The organism is Vibrio artabrorum (assembly GCF_024347295.1).
Lineage (GTDB): Bacteria > Pseudomonadota > Gammaproteobacteria > Enterobacterales > Vibrionaceae > Vibrio > Vibrio artabrorum.
Window position 1 is genome coordinate 1,167,156 of sequence record NZ_AP025459.1, and the last position, 17,115, is coordinate 1,184,270.

At 44.1% G+C, this 17,115-nt stretch carries 16 protein-coding genes and 1 pseudogene; 12 read left to right on the top strand and 5 right to left on the bottom strand.

Going from position 1 to position 17,115, the window contains the following annotated elements:
- Positions 1-174: 174 nt before the first annotated feature.
- The 6 genes from napF (at position 175) to OCU36_RS19230 (ending at position 4,808) form a co-directional block, all read left to right on the top strand.
- Entirely contained in the window at positions 175-654 is a 480-nt protein-coding gene (napF, locus tag OCU36_RS19205) for a ferredoxin-type protein NapF (RefSeq protein WP_261840093.1), read from the top strand.
- Between the two features lie 23 nt (positions 655-677).
- On the top strand, positions 678-983 hold the full coding sequence (locus tag OCU36_RS19210; protein ID WP_261840094.1) for a chaperone NapD: 306 nt from the start codon (positions 678-680) through the stop codon (positions 981-983).
- A complete protein-coding gene (gene napA / locus OCU36_RS19215; protein WP_261840095.1) occupies positions 980-3,469 on the top strand; it encodes a periplasmic nitrate reductase subunit alpha in 2,490 nt (829 codons plus the stop codon). Before OCU36_RS19210 ends, napA begins: the two co-directional genes overlap by 4 nt.
- Positions 3,470-3,592: 123 nt before the next feature.
- A complete protein-coding gene (locus OCU36_RS19220; RefSeq protein ID WP_261840096.1) occupies positions 3,593-4,048 on the top strand; it encodes a nitrate reductase cytochrome c-type subunit in 456 nt (151 codons plus the stop codon).
- A gap of 29 nt (positions 4,049-4,077) precedes the next feature.
- Positions 4,078-4,659, top strand: a complete 582-nt coding sequence (locus OCU36_RS19225; RefSeq protein WP_261840097.1) for a NapC/NirT family cytochrome c — start codon at positions 4,078-4,080, stop codon at positions 4,657-4,659.
- Between the two features lie 11 nt (positions 4,660-4,670).
- Positions 4,671-4,808 carry a TIGR02808 family protein gene (locus OCU36_RS19230; RefSeq protein ID WP_261840098.1) on the top strand — a complete coding sequence of 46 codons (138 nt, stop codon included), beginning with the start codon at positions 4,671-4,673 and terminating at the stop codon, positions 4,806-4,808.
- A 158-nt stretch (positions 4,809-4,966) separates the two neighbouring features.
- On the opposite strand, the gene OCU36_RS19235 is transcribed toward OCU36_RS19230, so the two are convergent.
- Positions 4,967-5,647, bottom strand: a complete 681-nt coding sequence (locus OCU36_RS19235) for an SH3 domain-containing protein (RefSeq protein ID WP_261840099.1) — start codon at positions 5,645-5,647, stop codon at positions 4,967-4,969.
- 104 nt (positions 5,648-5,751) lie between these two features.
- Here OCU36_RS19235 and OCU36_RS19240 point away from each other — a divergent pair, with 104 nt between their 5' ends.
- The 3 genes from OCU36_RS19240 (at position 5,752) to OCU36_RS19250 (ending at position 7,564) form a co-directional block, all read left to right on the top strand.
- Positions 5,752-6,327, top strand: coding sequence for a hypothetical protein (locus OCU36_RS19240; protein WP_390206906.1), 576 nt, complete (start codon positions 5,752-5,754; stop codon positions 6,325-6,327).
- A gap of 247 nt (positions 6,328-6,574) precedes the next feature.
- A complete protein-coding gene (locus tag OCU36_RS19245; protein ID WP_261840100.1) occupies positions 6,575-6,817 on the top strand; it encodes a hypothetical protein in 243 nt (80 codons plus the stop codon).
- A 273-nt stretch (positions 6,818-7,090) separates the two neighbouring features.
- The gene (locus tag OCU36_RS19250) at positions 7,091-7,564 is read left to right on the top strand and encodes an exoribonuclease R (RefSeq protein WP_261840101.1); all 474 of its coding nucleotides are present in this window, start codon (positions 7,091-7,093) and stop codon (positions 7,562-7,564) included.
- 230 nt (positions 7,565-7,794) lie between these two features.
- On the opposite strand, the gene OCU36_RS19255 is transcribed toward OCU36_RS19250, so the two are convergent.
- Complete coding sequence (locus OCU36_RS19255) at positions 7,795-8,136, bottom strand: YggL 50S ribosome-binding family protein (protein WP_261840102.1); 342 nt, start codon at positions 8,134-8,136, stop codon at positions 7,795-7,797.
- Positions 8,137-8,389: 253 nt separating this feature from the next.
- Between OCU36_RS19255 and OCU36_RS19260 the strand changes: the two are divergent.
- Positions 8,390-10,398, top strand: a pseudogene (locus OCU36_RS19260) (PhoX family protein).
- A 269-nt stretch (positions 10,399-10,667) separates the two neighbouring features.
- Here the strand turns inward: OCU36_RS19260 and OCU36_RS19265 are convergent.
- From OCU36_RS19265 to OCU36_RS19275, 3 genes are all read right to left on the bottom strand, one after another.
- Positions 10,668-11,288 (bottom strand): LysE family translocator, encoded by a 621-nt coding sequence (locus OCU36_RS19265; protein WP_261840103.1) that lies wholly within the window; start codon positions 11,286-11,288, stop codon positions 10,668-10,670.
- A gap of 182 nt (positions 11,289-11,470) precedes the next feature.
- Positions 11,471-12,757, bottom strand: a complete 1,287-nt coding sequence (locus OCU36_RS19270; protein ID WP_261840104.1) for a DEAD/DEAH box helicase — start codon at positions 12,755-12,757, stop codon at positions 11,471-11,473.
- 182 nt (positions 12,758-12,939) lie between these two features.
- Positions 12,940-13,923 carry a CobW family GTP-binding protein gene (locus OCU36_RS19275; RefSeq protein WP_261840105.1) on the bottom strand — a complete coding sequence of 328 codons (984 nt, stop codon included), beginning with the start codon at positions 13,921-13,923 and terminating at the stop codon, positions 12,940-12,942.
- A gap of 510 nt (positions 13,924-14,433) precedes the next feature.
- Here OCU36_RS19275 and clcA point away from each other — a divergent pair.
- The gene (gene clcA, locus OCU36_RS19280) at positions 14,434-15,825 is read left to right on the top strand and encodes a H(+)/Cl(-) exchange transporter ClcA (RefSeq protein ID WP_261840106.1); all 1,392 of its coding nucleotides are present in this window, start codon (positions 14,434-14,436) and stop codon (positions 15,823-15,825) included.
- Between the two features lie 243 nt (positions 15,826-16,068).
- Entirely contained in the window at positions 16,069-17,049 is a 981-nt protein-coding gene (locus OCU36_RS19285; protein ID WP_261840107.1) for a TDT family transporter, read from the top strand.
- The last annotated feature ends 66 nt before the right edge of the window (positions 17,050-17,115 follow it).

Genomic DNA, 17,115 nt, shown 5'->3' on the forward strand with positions numbered 1-17,115 from the left:
GTGACCAGACACTCCATAATTTCTTGATCTAAGACAACGTACACCTTCAATTACCCCTTAGGAGGTATTTATACAATCATTTCAAAAACTACACTATTTATGAGAGCAAATGACAAAATATGAATAGAATCGCAACCTATAATTACAACATTTATTTAACATGCGGAATTTTGAGTGGTAGACCTAACAAAGCGACGCCTTTTTTCTAAACAGAAAGTTGATTCGAGCCAAATACGTTTGCCTTGGATAAACAACTCGAACAGCTTTACCGATGACTGTACTCGTTGCGGTAAATGTATTACGAGCTGTGAAAACGCGATTATTGTGGTTGGCGATGGTGGGTTCCCTACTGTCGATTTTTCTATTGATGAATGCACCTTCTGTTATCAATGTGCTGACGTTTGTCCTGAACCTATTTTTAAGCCAAAGCAAGAAGTCCCTTGGCAAGCAAAAGCGCAAATATCTGATAAGTGTTTAGCGCAACAAAATGTTGAATGCCGAAGTTGTGGCGACATGTGTGAACCGATGGCCATTCAATTTCAATTGAGAGTTGGCAGTGTTGCCTTACCTGAGGTCACGTTAGATGCGTGTAACGGCTGTGGCGCCTGTGTCGCGGTTTGTCCTACCGCCTCTATTCATGTGAGTTGTACATAAAACGAAAATTACGAGAGCCATTTATGTCGCGAAATGAAGTGCATATATCAAGTTTAGTTGTACACGTGAGCCCAGAGCACCTAACCGAGATTAAAGCTGAAATAGAGAAATTTGATAACGCTGAAATCTATGGAGACAGTCCTGAAGGCAAAATTATCGTGGTCTTAGAGACCGAGAATCAAGGTTTTGTAACAGAGACCATTGAAGCAATAAATAATATTAAGAACGTTTTAGGGACAGCTTTGGTTTATCACCAAATCGAAACGGAACCCCATGAAACGGACTTAGCCATTGAAAACAACAATTCTCAAGTTGAGGGTGAAGTATGAAAATGACAAGACGTGCGTTTGTGAAAGCAAACGCAGCAGCATCAGCGGCTGCCGTTGCAGGTGTCACATTACCGGCAAGCGCAACCAACCTGATTGCAAGCTCTGATCAAACAAAAATCACGTGGGATAAAGCGCCTTGTCGTTTTTGTGGTACTGGCTGTTCGGTACTTGTTGGCACTCAAAACGGCAAAGTGGTTGCCACTCAAGGCGACCCTGAAGCGCCGGTAAACAAAGGTCTTAACTGTATAAAAGGCTACTTCCTTTCAAAAATCATGTACGGCAAAGATCGTCTTGAGACCCCGCTTCTGCGCATGAAAGATGGCGAATTCCACAAGGACGGTGATTTCGCACCAGTTTCTTGGGACAAAGCGTTCGACGTAATGGCGGAGAAATGGAAAGCTGCGCTGAAGAAAAATGGGCCAACGGGTGTGGGGATGTTCGGTTCAGGTCAGTGGACGGTAATGGAAGGATATGCTGCGGTTAAGATGATGAAAGCCGGTTTCCGTTCAAACAACATCGATCCAAACGCTCGTCACTGTATGGCTTCTGCGGTAGGCGCATTCATGCGTACTTTCGGTATCGATGAGCCAATGGGTTGTTACGATGACTTTGAACACGCAGACGCATTCGTACTGTGGGGTTCAAACATGGCAGAAATGCACCCCGTTCTTTGGACTCGTATTACAGACCGTCGTCTAAGCCACCCACACGTTCAAGTAAACGTACTGTCTACTTATTACCACCGTTCTTTTGAGCTTGCTGACACGGGTTACATTTTCGAACCTCAATCTGATCTCGCGATTGCAAACTTCATTGCTAACTACATCATTCAAAACGATGCGGTTAACTGGGACTTCGTTAACAAGCACACGAACTTCAAACAAGCGACCACAGACATTGGTTACGGGCTTCGTGACGATGATCCACTGCAAAAAGCCGCAGCGAACCCTAACTCAGGCAAAATGACTGATATTAGCTTCGAAGACTACAAAGCATCTGTGGCGGAATACACAGTAGAAAAAGCCTCTGAAATATCAGGAGTCTCTCAAGATGACCTGATTAAGCTCGCTAAGCAATATGCCGATCCAAACATCAAAGTGATGTCACTTTGGACCATGGGTATGAATCAACATACTCGTGGCGTTTGGATGAATAGCCTTGTGTACAACATCCACCTGCTAACGGGCAAGATTTCAACGCCAGGTAACAGCCCATTCTCACTCACTGGCCAACCATCAGCGTGTGGTACGGCCCGTGAAGTTGGTACCTTCTCCCACCGTCTACCGGCAGATATGGTGGTTGCTAACCCTAAACACCGTAAGATTGCGGAAGGTATCTGGAAGCTTCCAGAAGGCACTATCCCACCTAAGCCAGGGGCTCATGCTGTTGCTCAAGACCGTATGCTAAAAGACGGTAAGATCAACGCTTACTGGGTAATGTGTAATAACAACATGCAAGCGGGTCCAAACATCAATACTGAGCGTCTACCTGGTTACCGTAACCCGGATAACTTCATTGTATGTTCTGACCCATACCCAACAGCAACTGCTCAAGCGGCTGACCTTGTTCTTCCTACAGCGATGTGGATCGAAAAAGAAGGGGCTTACGGTAATGCAGAGCGTCGTACACAAGCCTGGTACCAACAAGTTAAGACTGTAGGTGAAGCGAAGTCTGATCTATGGCAAATCATGGAGTTCTCAAAACGCTTCACTGTTGAAGAAGTTTGGGGCGAAGAACTTTTAGCAAAAGCACCTGAGCATCGTGGCAAAACCATGTATGACGTACTTTACAAAAACGGTAACGTTGATGCATTCCCATTATCTGAAGCCCAAGAGCTTAACGACGATGCACAAGCTCAAGGCTTCTATGTCCAAAAAGGTCTATTCGAAGAATATGCGTCCTTTGGTCGTGGCCACGGTCACGATTTAGCCCCATACGATCGTTACCACCAAGTACGCGGTCTACGTTGGCCTGTTGTTGACGGTAAAGAAACGCTTTGGCGCTTTAAAGAAGGTTCAGATCCATACGCTAAAAAAGGCTCAGACTGGGACTTCTACGGTAAACCAGATGGTAAAGCACTGATCATTAATGCTCCTTACGAAGCGCCACCCGAAGTACCAAGTGATGAATACGATATGTGGCTATGTACCGGGCGTGTTCTTGAGCACTGGCACACAGGAACAATGACTCGTCGCGTACCAGAACTTTACAAAGCCGTCCCGGATGCACTGTGTTATATCCATCCAGCCGACGCTAAAGCTCGAGGCCTTCGCCGTGGTGATGAAGTTCTTATCGAAAACAAACGCGGCGAAGTTCGCGTTCGCGTTGAAACTCGTGGCCGTAACCGCCCACCACAAGGGTTAGTGTTCGTACCATTCTTTGATGCAAGAATTCTGATCAATAAGTTGATCTTGGATGCTACGGATCCTCTGTCTAAGCAGACGGATTTCAAGAAGTGTCCAGTTAAGATCACTAAGGTCGCTTAGAGCAATATGTTCTAACCCCTTAGCTCGTAGATCTAACTTATTTAATATTGCGACTACTTTTTTCGTCACTTTTTTAAAAAGTAGTCCACTCAAAGAATTTGCCTTTAGGCGGAGAAATTAACCATGAAAAAACTGATTATTGCCCTACTATCAGCTGGTCTTTTATTAGCGAGTGCCGCTCAAGCAGAGCTGGACAATCCAGGCGGCATTGGTGGTCTAGAATCTCTGCGTGGTGCAAGTGAACTGGAAGCAACGCGCGCAGCCGATAGCTTCAAAAAGTTCCCTCGTGACCAAGTACTTGATAGTGACTACGTCTACCAGCCCCCTTTGATACCTCATACGATTCGTAACTATGAAGTCTCTCTTAACGCTAACAAGTGTCTTTCTTGCCACAGCTGGAAAAACGCAAAAGAAATGGGGGCGACCAAAGTGAGCGTAACTCACTACATGAACCGTGAAGATGCGGTACTTGCAGACGTCTCACCTCGTCGTTACTTCTGTCTACAGTGTCACGTACCTCAAGCTAATGCTAAACCATTAGTAGAGAATGAATTCAAACCTGTAGATTCACTGCGTTAATCGTAGCCAGAAGGTAAGAGAGGCTATATATGATAAAATTACTTAAAGCGTTTTGGAAAAGACTCGCGACACCCAGTAAAGCCGCGGTAGGGGTGGTGCTTTTCTTAGGATTCGCAGGCGGCCTTTTGTTCTGGGGGGCATTTAACACCGGTATGCAAGCAACCAACACAGAAGAGTTCTGTTCTGGCTGTCACGCGCCTATTGTTGCCGAAATCCAAGAAACCATTCACTACTCTAACCGCTCTGGTGTCCGTGCTATCTGTTCAGATTGCCATGTACCTCACGAGTGGACAGACAAAATTGTTCGTAAGGTTCAGGCATCTAAAGAGTTATACGCCCACTATATTGCGAAAACCATCAATACTGAAGAGAAGTTCAAAGCACGTCGTGCTCACCTTGCTGAACGAGAGTGGAAACGTATGAAAGATAATGATTCACTTGAGTGTCGAAACTGTCACCAGTTCGATTACATGGACTTCTCAGAACAGAGCCCTCGTAGTGCGAAACAGCACTCGACTGCGCTAGCTTCTGGTGACAAAACGTGCGTCGATTGTCACAAAGGTATCGCACATAAACTACCAGACATGCACGGTGTTGAAGGCTGGGAATAAGGAGCGATTGAATGAGTACTTTAGAAAGCATTATTTGGCACATCTTAGGTTACAGTGCGATGCCCGTAATCATTTTGGGTGGTTTCATCGGTGTTGCTGCCGTGTCCCTTTGGATATTATCTTTCGGTAAAGACAAAGAAATCAAATAGACATTCACAACTAAATGAGCCGAAACCTATTCTCTTGATACTAGAAAGCCACTTCAATCTCCAGTGGCTTTTTATTTCAGGAAGTGATGGTCTATTTGAGCAACCAAAACCATTCTTTAAACAAGAAATGGATCATTGTTGATACCAGATTCATGGCCTTACTCAGTAAAGGTTTTACCCGTGTTTACATCGAGATAAATTTTATTTTCCAGCGATAACCCATCGCAATAAATAAAATATACATCACGGTTACGGTATTTCAGCGATTTTACCCACCCTCCTAACTCGTCAAAATCACTGGGGGCGCAATCACCTTCAGAGATCAGCTTAGCCACCGTATTTCGAAACATCTCTCGATGAGCCTTCAAGTCGTCGGATTTAACCAAGTACGAATCCAAGATCTCTTTATTTTCTTTTTCCGTGATAACCACTTCGTTGCTAGACAAGCCCGACATCGAAACCCATTTAGCCGTTTGCGGTTCCCCCTCGCGTAAGACGATGTAATCTGAAATACGAACCCAATTCCCTTTTGTCTCAAGCACTGTCACCTTTTTACCTTTATAAAGGTAATCGGTTATCAGACCATCTTTTTTCGGCTCATTTAGCACTTTAAGTTTTCGGTCTGCCACGTAAAAGTCCTTGGGCTCTTGCTCTGCCTCTGGTTTAAGAGTCATGACAGGGTCCAGTTTAGATTCAGATTTTATTGCGGTTTCTGCAACCGGCGCTTTGTTTTTTTCTGGTGATATTGGGTCTTTTTTCATTACTAAGAAGTAATATGCAGCTCCACCACCGCCCCCCAATATTAACAACGCAAGTAACGCGATCAGCGCTTTTTTCATCAAATCTACCAACTTTCTGTTTTAGGTATTTGTCCAGTGTACATCAACTCATGCAGCCACTCATCTATACTCTCTACAACGAGCACTGTAAATGGAGGGAAATCATGCGAGTTTGGGCAACCGTTACAATGATAAGTCTCTCTTTAAATGCCACCGTCACACACGCAAGCCAATGCAACCATGACAACTGGCAAACACTTTTAGAGCGTCAACTCTCTACTGAAAAGCACTACAATCAATACACTCTGGAATTCAATCAAGCTTTGTTTCGTTATCAATCACAAACACTCCTCTCCACACATTTCACAGAAAAGCAGATCATTAAACTTTGGGACAAATACAAAGATAGATTTAACGTACAGCTCAATAATCATATGAATACCGCTTATCTTACTGCTGAAGTACTGTTAAAACGAGCGGATGCTGTCTCTGCTAAACAGGAAGACGCTCAATCTCTAAAGCGTGCGTGGCAATCCCTCGCTAAGCATTGTGAAGTATCAAGATTATTCCTCCAATATCAAAGTGCTTTGTTACACGTCCAAGGATCACAATCCCTAGTGAAAGATATCAACACACTCAGCGAAAAATTTCGTCAACTTTCATTAAGATACCGTAACGAAGCCACGATACTCGATGGCGTGCGTCAAGAAAAGCAACCAACTCAAGACGTATTGAACTAAAGCATCATCGACACCTCGGTATCTAGCTGACTATGTTCATCGCTAAACATTCCGATCAACCACCAATTAACGTTCTATCAATAATTTGTAAAAATATTGTTTCAATTACCAACAATCTCGCTCAGTTCCCGACCAACACCAACACTCAAGTGAGAGGCTTATCACAAAATAGATTTACAAAAGCCAGAAAATTGTTATCATGATTTTTCATATAACTTAATAACAAGAAACATTTTGGCTAGGTAATATGCAAAAAACTATGGCTTTCAACTGCTTGAGCAACACGGAAGGAACTGCAGAGGTAAGAGGTAAACTTTTATCTGTCGCGAAACACATGGAAGAATTCGGTTCCGTAAGTGAGCTCGAATTATGTAGGATTTTTGGAGAGACCATTTGGAATGATGGTGTGGATTATCATTCACATGCTTTTTCATTCAGAATTAATGCACAGACTGGAGATTGTTCAATCTCTCACTTTAAATATCACTAAATTTTTTGCCTATTATCTACGGAGTGTGCCTAACGGAGCGCTCCGTTATGGTTGAGGTATCGCTTAACTCCCTTCATCGACGAACACTAAGGCGATTTATGACTTCGGTAAGGAATCGCGATAGGTTAAGCCGACGTACCACCTTCTCAATATGATTTTATGGCTTAGACTGCTCAGACTGTCCTATTGCTGTAGGTCTGTCTAAAATCTGCTTTTGATAAGTTCGCTTCTCCATTAAACTGTCCAACCTTTTTGCCCATCCAAGAGAACACCATGCAACGCGACTACACATTAACTTGCTTAACCACTATGCCTCGTGAAGAACTCGAAGAATTTAGTTTAAGAATGATCCATCGTCTTGTTCCTGAGGAAGCCATGACGGAACTATTTACGTTCGAGCAAGAAGAAGTGGCCAGTGAAGAGCGTATGCAATCAGCCAAATTCGATGCGATGTTACGCATGACGGCGATCGCATTGAGTGAAGTTAATCTTGCGTTTAGTGAGTCGGAAAACTCTCAACAAAATATCGAACGAATGACTCGCTTATTGCTTTGGCACTTCTATGCAATATCGTTCAACCTCGAGCAAGCCATTAGCCTTAAAGTTCACTGTAATAAAGTCGAGAAAATTTTGTTGCAAGCACCAACAGAAGCATTTGGCTGGGTAAAAGAGCTGACAGAGTTGCTTCATTTTTATGCCAAGATAAATGACAATAACGGATTGAGTGAAAGTAACCAATCCAAATAATTTTACTCTCTAAATGAGCAAGGAAAGCGAGACAAGACACCTATCCCTACACTCTCTCTGTTGTTCTGTCGCTTCGTTATATCGACGTTAAGAGAGGTATGTTCAATCGCCTAACTTTGCCACGTAAAAAGGCCTGATCCATATAGCGATCAGGCCTCTATTGTGCCGTTGTCAGTCAAGCAAGACAACCGAATTAAGTCTGTGATGTAAACCAACAGCACAGCATAAATTTAGAACATGTAATTTGCGTCAATAAGCTCACTGACTTCAACGCTAGACACTTCTGGGCGAGCTTCAAGCCATTGTGCAACTTGCAGTTGTTCTGCTTCTGTTACTGAACGGTAGCGCTCAATTGAGCATAAGAAACCTTCAAACAACTCAAGGCCGCCACCACCAAAGCACAGACCGATGCTGTCGATGAAATCAATGAACTCGTCAATGAACACATCGTATTGGTCAAAATCAGCAATCGAAGTTTTGCAGCTTAGTTCAAAACCCAGAATCGCGAATTCACCTAGGTATAATTTTTTGCGTAGGCGGCGATTTTTGTTGTCGATTTTATCTAATTTCATAACTGTCTCTCTTTTCGTTTGATAAAGCATTTATACACAGTTCTACCCTAATCCCCAAGAGTTTTGTACTGCACGAGAGTGTTAAGGGCAAATTCGTGCTACAGAAACAAAACCTTAATCAAATCTATAAAAATCTGTCACTTAACTGCTTCACGATTAGTCACACATTGACCCAACTTATTAACTCATTAGTTAATAACCGAGTTGGTCATGAATAACGAATAATAAAGTCAGCCAATAGGAAGCAGTCAAGATGAGCAAGGAAACATTTGATAGCACTCGTTTTAACAAGAGTAACAACAAGCCATTCGAAGAAGTTCTAGATGCGAACCTTTCAAGAAGAAATGTTCTCAAAGGCGGTTTAGGCATCAGTGCAATGACCGCATTTGGTGCTTTTGGTTTAGCAGGCCACAGCACAGCGCACGCGGCGATAGCATCATCTAGCGCACCGCAAAAAAGCACTGCTACGCTTGCATTCGAATCGGTTAAAGGCTCATTGACAGACAGTGTCGTTGTGCCAAAAGGCTATACAGCACAAGTATTGGTTCCTTGGGGTACTCCACTTAACAAACAAGGAAAGGCGTGGTTAGAAGACGGCACCAACAACGCACAAGATCAAGCTAACTCATTGGGCATGCACCACGACGGCATGCACTTCTTCCCGCTTAATGGCAACAGCAACGATGGTTTGTTGGTGATTAACCACGAATACATCGACCAAAAAGCACTGCACGCTAATGGTCCGACATACGATGAAGGTAACCGCCCTAGCCTTGATGAAGTACGTAAAGAGATCAACGCGCACGGCGTCAGTGTGGTTCGTGTGAAATTGGAAGGCAACCAATGGGTGATGATCGATAACGATCCTCTGAACCGCCGCTACACGGGCGCGACCGTAATGGATCTGTCTGGTCCTGTTGCTCACAGTGAATTTACCAAAACCAAATTCTCACAAGACGGCAGCCAAGCTCGTGGTACGTTGAACAACTGTGGTAATGGCTACACGCCATGGGGCACTTACCTAACGTGTGAAGAAAACTGGCCTGGTTATTTCGTTAACAAAGGCGAGACAACGCCAGCGCAACAACGTATTGGTATCGCTACAGACAAAACACGTTACGGTTGGGATACGCTTTCAGGTAACAAACAAGAACGCTTAGACGAGTTTGCACGTTTTGACGTAACACCAACAGGCGAGTCAGCAATGGACGATTACCGTAACGAAGCACACGGTCACGGCTACATTGTTGAAATCGACCCATACACAGCAAACTCTCGCGCTAAAAAACGTTCTGCACTGGGTTGTTTCCGTCACGAAGGCTGTACGTTTGGTAAGTTGACCGAAGGCGAGCCGATTGTATTCTACTCTGGTCACGATTCTCGCTTTGAATACCTGTACAAATTCGTTTCTGAGGAGAAATGGGACCCACGTGACGCAGAGCCAAGCAATCGTCTAAGTGCCGGTGACAACTGTATGTGGCTAAGTTCAACGATGACGGTTCAGGTACTTGGCTACCACTAACGTTGGGCAGTAAGACGACAAACGGCGGCAAGCTAGGTGATTCATTTGATTCTCAAGCAGCGCTTATCATCAATACAGCAGGCGCTGCCGACCTTGTTGGTGCAACGCCAATGGATCGCCCTGAATGGTGCTCTGTTGACCCAATGACAGGTACGGCTTACCTAACGCTGACGAATAACAACAAGCGTAAAGAAGCGAACTCTGCGAACCCTCGCGTAGACAACAAGTTCGGTCATGTTATCCGTTGGGATGAAGGCAAGACGGCAGGCGAGTTCGATTGGGATATCTTCGTATTTGGCTCACCAGCAGTGGAAAACACGTCTATTAACCGTTCTGGTCTAACAGACATGAACCAATTCGCGAGCCCTGACGGCTTAGCGTTTGATGCTCGTGGCATTTTGTGGATTCAGACAGATAACGGCGCAGACGAAGTCACTGGCTACACCAATGACCAAATGCTCGCAGTGGTTCCATCTCAGCTAACGGATGACAACGGCAACAGCGCGGTGATTGATGCAAACAACCAAGCACAGCTTAAACGCTTCCTTGTGGGTCCAAACGGTTGTGAAGTAACTGGCTTTACTATTAGCTCAGATTTCAAGTCACTGTTTGTGAACATTCAACACCCTGCAAATTGGCCATCGTCTGAAGATGCAACGGCTCAGACTCAGGGCAACGTTCGTCCAAGAGCATCTACGGTTGTGATTCGTCGTGAAGACGGCGGTGAAATCGCGGTTTAATACGCAAATCTAGCTAAGCTCAGCAATCTTACTGTTATCTCGTTTCCGTTCGCTAGCTAAGTAAAATCAAAAAGAGCGATAAAGCCAAATGCCCTATCGCTCTTTTTATATTCTATGCATTCTTCGGTTTAAGTAAGAATCCGAATTTTCAAAACTCACCATAATCCTAAGTAGTCATCATCCCAAGTACGCGTCATCCTCGAGAAGGAGGAACGACTGAATCGGGGATCTCTAACCGTTATCGCTGATCGCAATACCGTTAATCACAGTTAACTCACGAACAACCACACACCAACGCCCATCATCAATGTACCAGCAATGCGGTTCATCAACTTGACGTTATCGGCTTTACCTAACATGTGTTTAAGGCTCTTACCACCCGTTGCATACAAGGTCATGCAGACAAATTCTGAAACCAGAATAATAGAAACGAGAATGAACAACTGCGGTGCTAAGTCTTTATTACTGTTAATGAAAGGAGGCAGTAACGAAATCATGAATGCCCACCCTTTCGGATTGGCGATTGCAGTGACGAAGCCTTGAACTACAAGATCCCAGTCGTTATTGATTTGAACCGCTTGATTGTCGGTACTGATTGCTAGCTTGCCTCTTGAGCGCCACATCTGAACGCCTAAGTAAAATAAGTATCCAGCACCAATAAATTTAAAGCCCGTAAATAACCACGGGTAATTAAGCATTATTGACGCGATCCCCAATACCGCGGCAACGGAAACCACTGCCACACCCGCAACTTCACCCACCATCATCCACAACGTACGCTTGTAGCCAATGCTCATTCCTAGCGTCAAAGCCAAGGTCATACACATACCGGGCGTGATTGACACAAAGAAAAACGTGGGAATAAAAGCCCAAAGTAGTGTGCTATCCATATTATTACCTTATCGACTTATTTTTATTTACTGGTTCTTACTTTTATTTGATGCTTCTTATTATTACGCGGGCTCGAAATGAAGCGAGGTGAAACAAAGTAGTGATGACAATAAACAACATTGCGATCAATACAAACAAAAAGAGCCACATAACAGTGGCTCTTTTCAATCACCAACCGTAATTACTTACGACGGTTTTTAATTCGCTTCATCATAGTCAAACGACGTTCAGCGCTTGCTTGATCTTGTGGCTCTTCGTTCGCGTTATTCTTACGGCCCTGACGGTTTTTGTAAGCCGATTTGGTGTTCAGCTTCTCGATGTAAGCATCACGTTTCTTCGGTTCATAACCCGGTTGTTCAACACGACGAATACGTTGTTGAATCAGTTTTTCAACTTGAACAACAGTCAGCTCTTCTTCGCGGTTAACGAAAGAGATTGCGTGACCTTGTTTACCTGCGCGACCTGTACGACCAATACGGTGAACATAATCTTCCGCTAGGAAAGGCATGTCGTAGTTAATTACGTGCGGTAAGTCTTCGATATCAAGGCCACGAGCCGCAACGTCGGTTGCCACCATCACACGTGCTCTACCTTCTTTGAAATCATCCAACGCACGACGACGAGCGCTTTGCGCTTTATCACCGTGACAAAGTACCGCTTTAATGCCGTCAAGCTTAAGCTCTTTAACTACATTATTCGCTGTTTCTTTGTAGTTCACGAACACAAGAACCTGACGCCAGTTTTTTCGGCCGATAAGCTCAGAAAGCAGTTCAGTTTTACGTTCTTGATCCACAGGGTAAACCACGTGACCAACAGTCGCAGCCGTTGAGTTTTCGCGCTCAACACTAATACGTTTTGGTTTACGTAGAATATCAACAGACAGTTGGTTTAACTGAGTCGAAGTCGTTGCCGAGAACATCATGATTTGCGGTGATGTTTCTACATCCAACATGATCTTACGAACGGCATTGATAAAGCCCATATCAAGGATACGGTCAGCTTCATCGAATACTAGAAATTCTAGGTTGGCGATAGACACGTTACCCGCTTCTAAGTGCTCCTCTAAACGGCCAGGTGTTGCAACCAAAATATCGACACCCAGTTCTAGTTGACGAACTTGTGAAGACATTTTATTACCACCGTAAACCGCAGCAACGCTCAGTTCTGTGTATTTAACGTAGTCTTTGATATTTTGAGCGATCTGCGCAGCAAGCTCACGAGTTGGAGCAAGAATAAGGCCGCGAGCCGTCCCTCTCGACGCTTTTTTACCGCTGTTCAAAAGGTGTTGGATAACAGGCAATGAAAATGCCGCTGTTTTACCCGTACCGGTTTGAGCAGTAGCAAAAATATCATGGCCTTTACGAGCCATTGGAATCGCTTTTTGTTGAATTGGAGTGAGTTTTTCATAACCACACTCAGTCAACGCTTTGACTAATTCAGGAGCAAAACCTTGAGAGGAAAATGACATTGTTACGGGTTCCTTAAGCAGACAGCCTACATTCTTATTTCAGCCGAGCACTATAAAGTAATTAGAGTGATTTATCTCACATTTATCGTGATATGACGCAAACTTTCTCATTTAATCTAGTGTTTACCCCGCCTTAAACGAAGTAAACACCGAGATCCTTGGTTCAAACTGCCAAAACAGGGCTATTTGATGCCACACAGCTTGAGTAGAATCTGTTCGAGATCGCCCCACGGCATGAGCTGAGAGTCGATCACTTCCAGTCGAGATTCAAAACCATCAAGCGTAATTTCGTTCACAGACACCACTTGATTGGCCACATTGAATGCGTAGCAACCTTGGTCGGTGTTCACTACCGCTTTTACACGTTCAGCGGTTAGATCCGACAACATAGAGAATAGCGCATCGAAGTCGAACTTATGCTCTGCGCCAAACAACCAACCACAACTAAAATAGCCCTGTCCTTTATTCTCTTTACGGATGAAAGCTTCACCGGGAGGAAGTTGGAATTGAGGCTCTTGTTCAGCGTGATAGTGGTGGTGCGCTTCAATATGAGAGGAAGCACTGCCGTATACTCTTTCAATGTCCAACACTTCCAATGGCACTTCACCGTCATGGATTAGCTTGTGAAAGACTTTTGCTGGCGTTTGATCCGTCACCCAATCATTAAACACATCGATATCTTCAGAATGAACGAGATCGACCTTGGTTCCAATGATCACATCAGCACTGTCTAATTGATCATTAAAATTCTGATTCGAGGTGTACTTTTCATTGGATAGATTTCGTGGGTCAACCAAACCAAGCGTCGCTTTTAAATCAACATAAGGTGTGTACTGATCTGAAGTCAGTGTCGCAATCACTTGTTTAGGGTGACCAAGTCCTGTCGGCTCAATCAATAAACGGTCTGGTTTTTGACGAAGTAACGCATTAATACCCACCGACATAGGAACACCCGCAGTACAGCACATGCATCCACCTGGCACTTCTTTAATCAAAGCGCCTTGATCTGTCATCAATGCACCGTCAATGCCGATTTCCCCGAACTCATTAACCAGAACAGCCCAGTTTTCATTCTCAGGTTTATTTTTTAGCAGGTTCAAGATGGCTGTCGTTTTACCAACACCCAAGAAACCCGTAATGATGTTTGTAGGAACTTTTTTAGTCATATCAGTTCTCCTTTTTAAGGGAGTATATACTCAATCACCCAAAAGTTGACCCCAATCGATTGTTTACACTGAGATTCGTTAATAGAGGTTGGAGCGATAATAATCAGAAGAGATAAGCAGAATGCGGAAATAGGATGCTCCAGACGAACTAAAGGCGTACTTACTCAGTACGCCTCACCCTCGTTACTCAATCGTGAGTTCGCGAATCAGGAAGTCTTATATATCGACCTGAACATTTAACGAGGAACTAAAACTTTGTTTCTGAATCCATCCAAATTGTGTGTAAAACCTCACTTCTCCTTGCGGTTCGTTATGTTGCTTTACGATTTAACTATGGTTCATCTTGGGTGAAATTCAAGTAACCACCAAATAATTGAACAATTTTGTGACAGCGATTCCACTCTTGCTTATAAATGGAATTCAACTTTGCATCTTTACTGCTATAGGATTTGTATATGATGCGTATAATTTACTGCAACATCAAAGCATCAATTCAGGAAACTTACCTTAATGACAAAAAGAGAGAAAATTAAGCAGTCCCTTTTAGCAAAAGTGCCAAGGGGCGCTATCAACCAATTTCTCTCTAGAGACAAAGCCTCCATCTCGGTTCTTTTTCTAGCTTGTATCGTTGGTGTACTTGCCGGTCTTGTCGGTAGTTACTTTGAAATCGCAGTTCATTTTATTTCAGAAACTCGAACCGATTGGCTAAAAGATGAGATCACTAATTTTGTACCACTTTGGTTCGCGGCTTTTGTGATCAGCGCAATCTTAGCTTTTATTGGTTACTTTCTCGTTCACCGATTCGCTCCAGAAGCGTCAGGTTCAGGGATTCCCGAAATTGAGGGGGCGATGGATAACATGCGTCCAGTTCGATGGTGGCGAGTACTTCCTATTAAGTTCTTTGGTGGATTAGGCGCATTAGGCTCCGGTATGGTACTTGGTCGTGAAGGCCCTACCGTACAAATGGGCGGCAACATTGGACGGATGGTGACGGATATTTTCCGTTTAAAAGACGACGATAGCCGACACACATTATTGGCCTCAGGCGCGGCCGGCGGGCTCGCAGCGGCTTTTAACGCACCGTTAGCCGGTATCCTGTTTGTGGTTGAAGAAATGAGACCCCAGTTTCGCTATTCTCTTATCTCGATTAAAGCCGTCATCATCTCTGCCATTTCTGCTAATATTGTTTTCCGTTACATCAATGGTCAATCTGCGGTTATCACCATGCCGCAATACCACCCACCCGAACTGAGCGCGCTATGGCTGTTTTTGCTTCTTGGCGTATTGTTTGGGGTCTTTGGCGTCATTTTCAATAAGCTGATCACGCTTGCTCAAGATATGTTTGTTGCTATCCATAAAAATGACACAAAACGCTATCTGCTCACGGGGACTTTGCTTGGTGGTAGTTTTGGTATATTACTCCTTTACGTTCCCGAGTTGACCGGTGGTGGTATCGGTATTATTCCGGACATCACCAATGGTGGGTACAGTGCAAATATTTTATTAGTCTTATTCTTAGGACGTGTGATTACCACATTGCTCTGTTTTGGCTCTGGCGCTCCTGGCGGTATCTTTGCCCCGATGCTCGCACTTGGCACGCTGTTCGGTTATGCATTTGGCTTAACTTTCACCGCCCTATTCCCAGAACTCAATATGGCCCCAGGGATGTTTGCGATTGCCGGTATGGGCGCCTTATTTGCGGCTACCGTTCGAGCTCCTATTACAGGCATCTTATTAGTGATCGAAATGACCAATAATTACTATCTAATTCTGCCACTGATCATCACTTGCTTGGGTGCAGTAATCGTTGCTCAGCTGCTTGGTGGTCAACCTATTTACAGTCAACTGCTCAACCGTACTCTAAAGAATGAAAAACTGAGACAACAAGATCTTCCACAGTAAAACAAAGTTCACGAGTGACGCTCAGATAGATAGCTAAAGATCGATATCGGAAAAACATGAGGCCAACAGAGCCGGGGTTAATGTCCCGATTCCGAACCAAAATCAAAAAAGCAAATCTTAAACTTGTTATTATCCGGGCCAAATATGTTTAAGTGCCCAATGACATTGAAATCCAATCAGTGGCACATCTGAACGTTGTGATCAAAATATACGTTCTAAAATTAGCCAAGTTGGAGCAAGTCGTTGAACTGGAAAAGATTGACTCAAGTAAAAAATGTACCGCCATCGCAGGCATCTTTAGCACTTGGAGTGATTGGACTAGGACAAGCTTGGGCTTTATATATACCCGACATTGGTGAAGTCATTCGTCCCTACCTTGCGGTATTAGGTGCGCTGTTATTACTCCCCGTTTTGCTTCGCTACCTCACTAGTTTTAGTACTTTCTTGAATGATATCCGCCATCCAATCAGTGGTAGCTTAATGGCACCAATGAGCATGGCGCTTCTTATTCTGTGCGATTATCTCGCAGAAATATCCCCAGTTATTGCCTATCCCATTTGGTTTTGTGCACTATTACTGCACTTTACAATGATGGTGCTATTTTTCAGCTTTCAGATCATCAATTTCAAAATGTCTAACATCGTGCCTAGTTGGTTTCTGTATCCGGTAGGCTTAATCAGCAGTTCATTAGCGGCGACACAGTTTGGGCATACGGTCTTTTCCGAAACGCTGGCATCCACCTGTATTGCGATCTATTTTTTCATGTTACCCGTTGTATTGTACCGGCTTGTTTTTGAAGGAAAACTTCCAAGAAGAGCCAGACCAACATTGGCTATAATGGCAGCACCTGTCAACCTGTCACTGGCGGTATATTTAGTTAACTTTGACGAACCAGACCCAATTCTTACTGGCGCTTTAGCGGGCATCGCTATTACGATGACCCTACTCATTTACTTGTGTTATATCCGATTAATGCGTCTTAAATTCCAGCCCTCCATAGCAGCGGTCACATTCCCGTCCGTAATCAGCGCCGTAGCCATGCATCGCTTGACCACATTTTTCGGTACCGACTATCCACAATGGTATTGGCTACATGAGTTTGGTTTCTTGGAACTAACCATCGCAACCGTATTAGTCACTTGGGTCGCTGGCGGCTACGTGAGAATGTATTGGCCCGAATTTTTTGATTCTGATTACCGGTCCCAAAAGATCAAGCGTTCTTGAATCGAACTCAAAAAGTCACTTTTATCATCGTCCCAAAAAAGACCTCATAAAAAGAGGTCTTTTTAG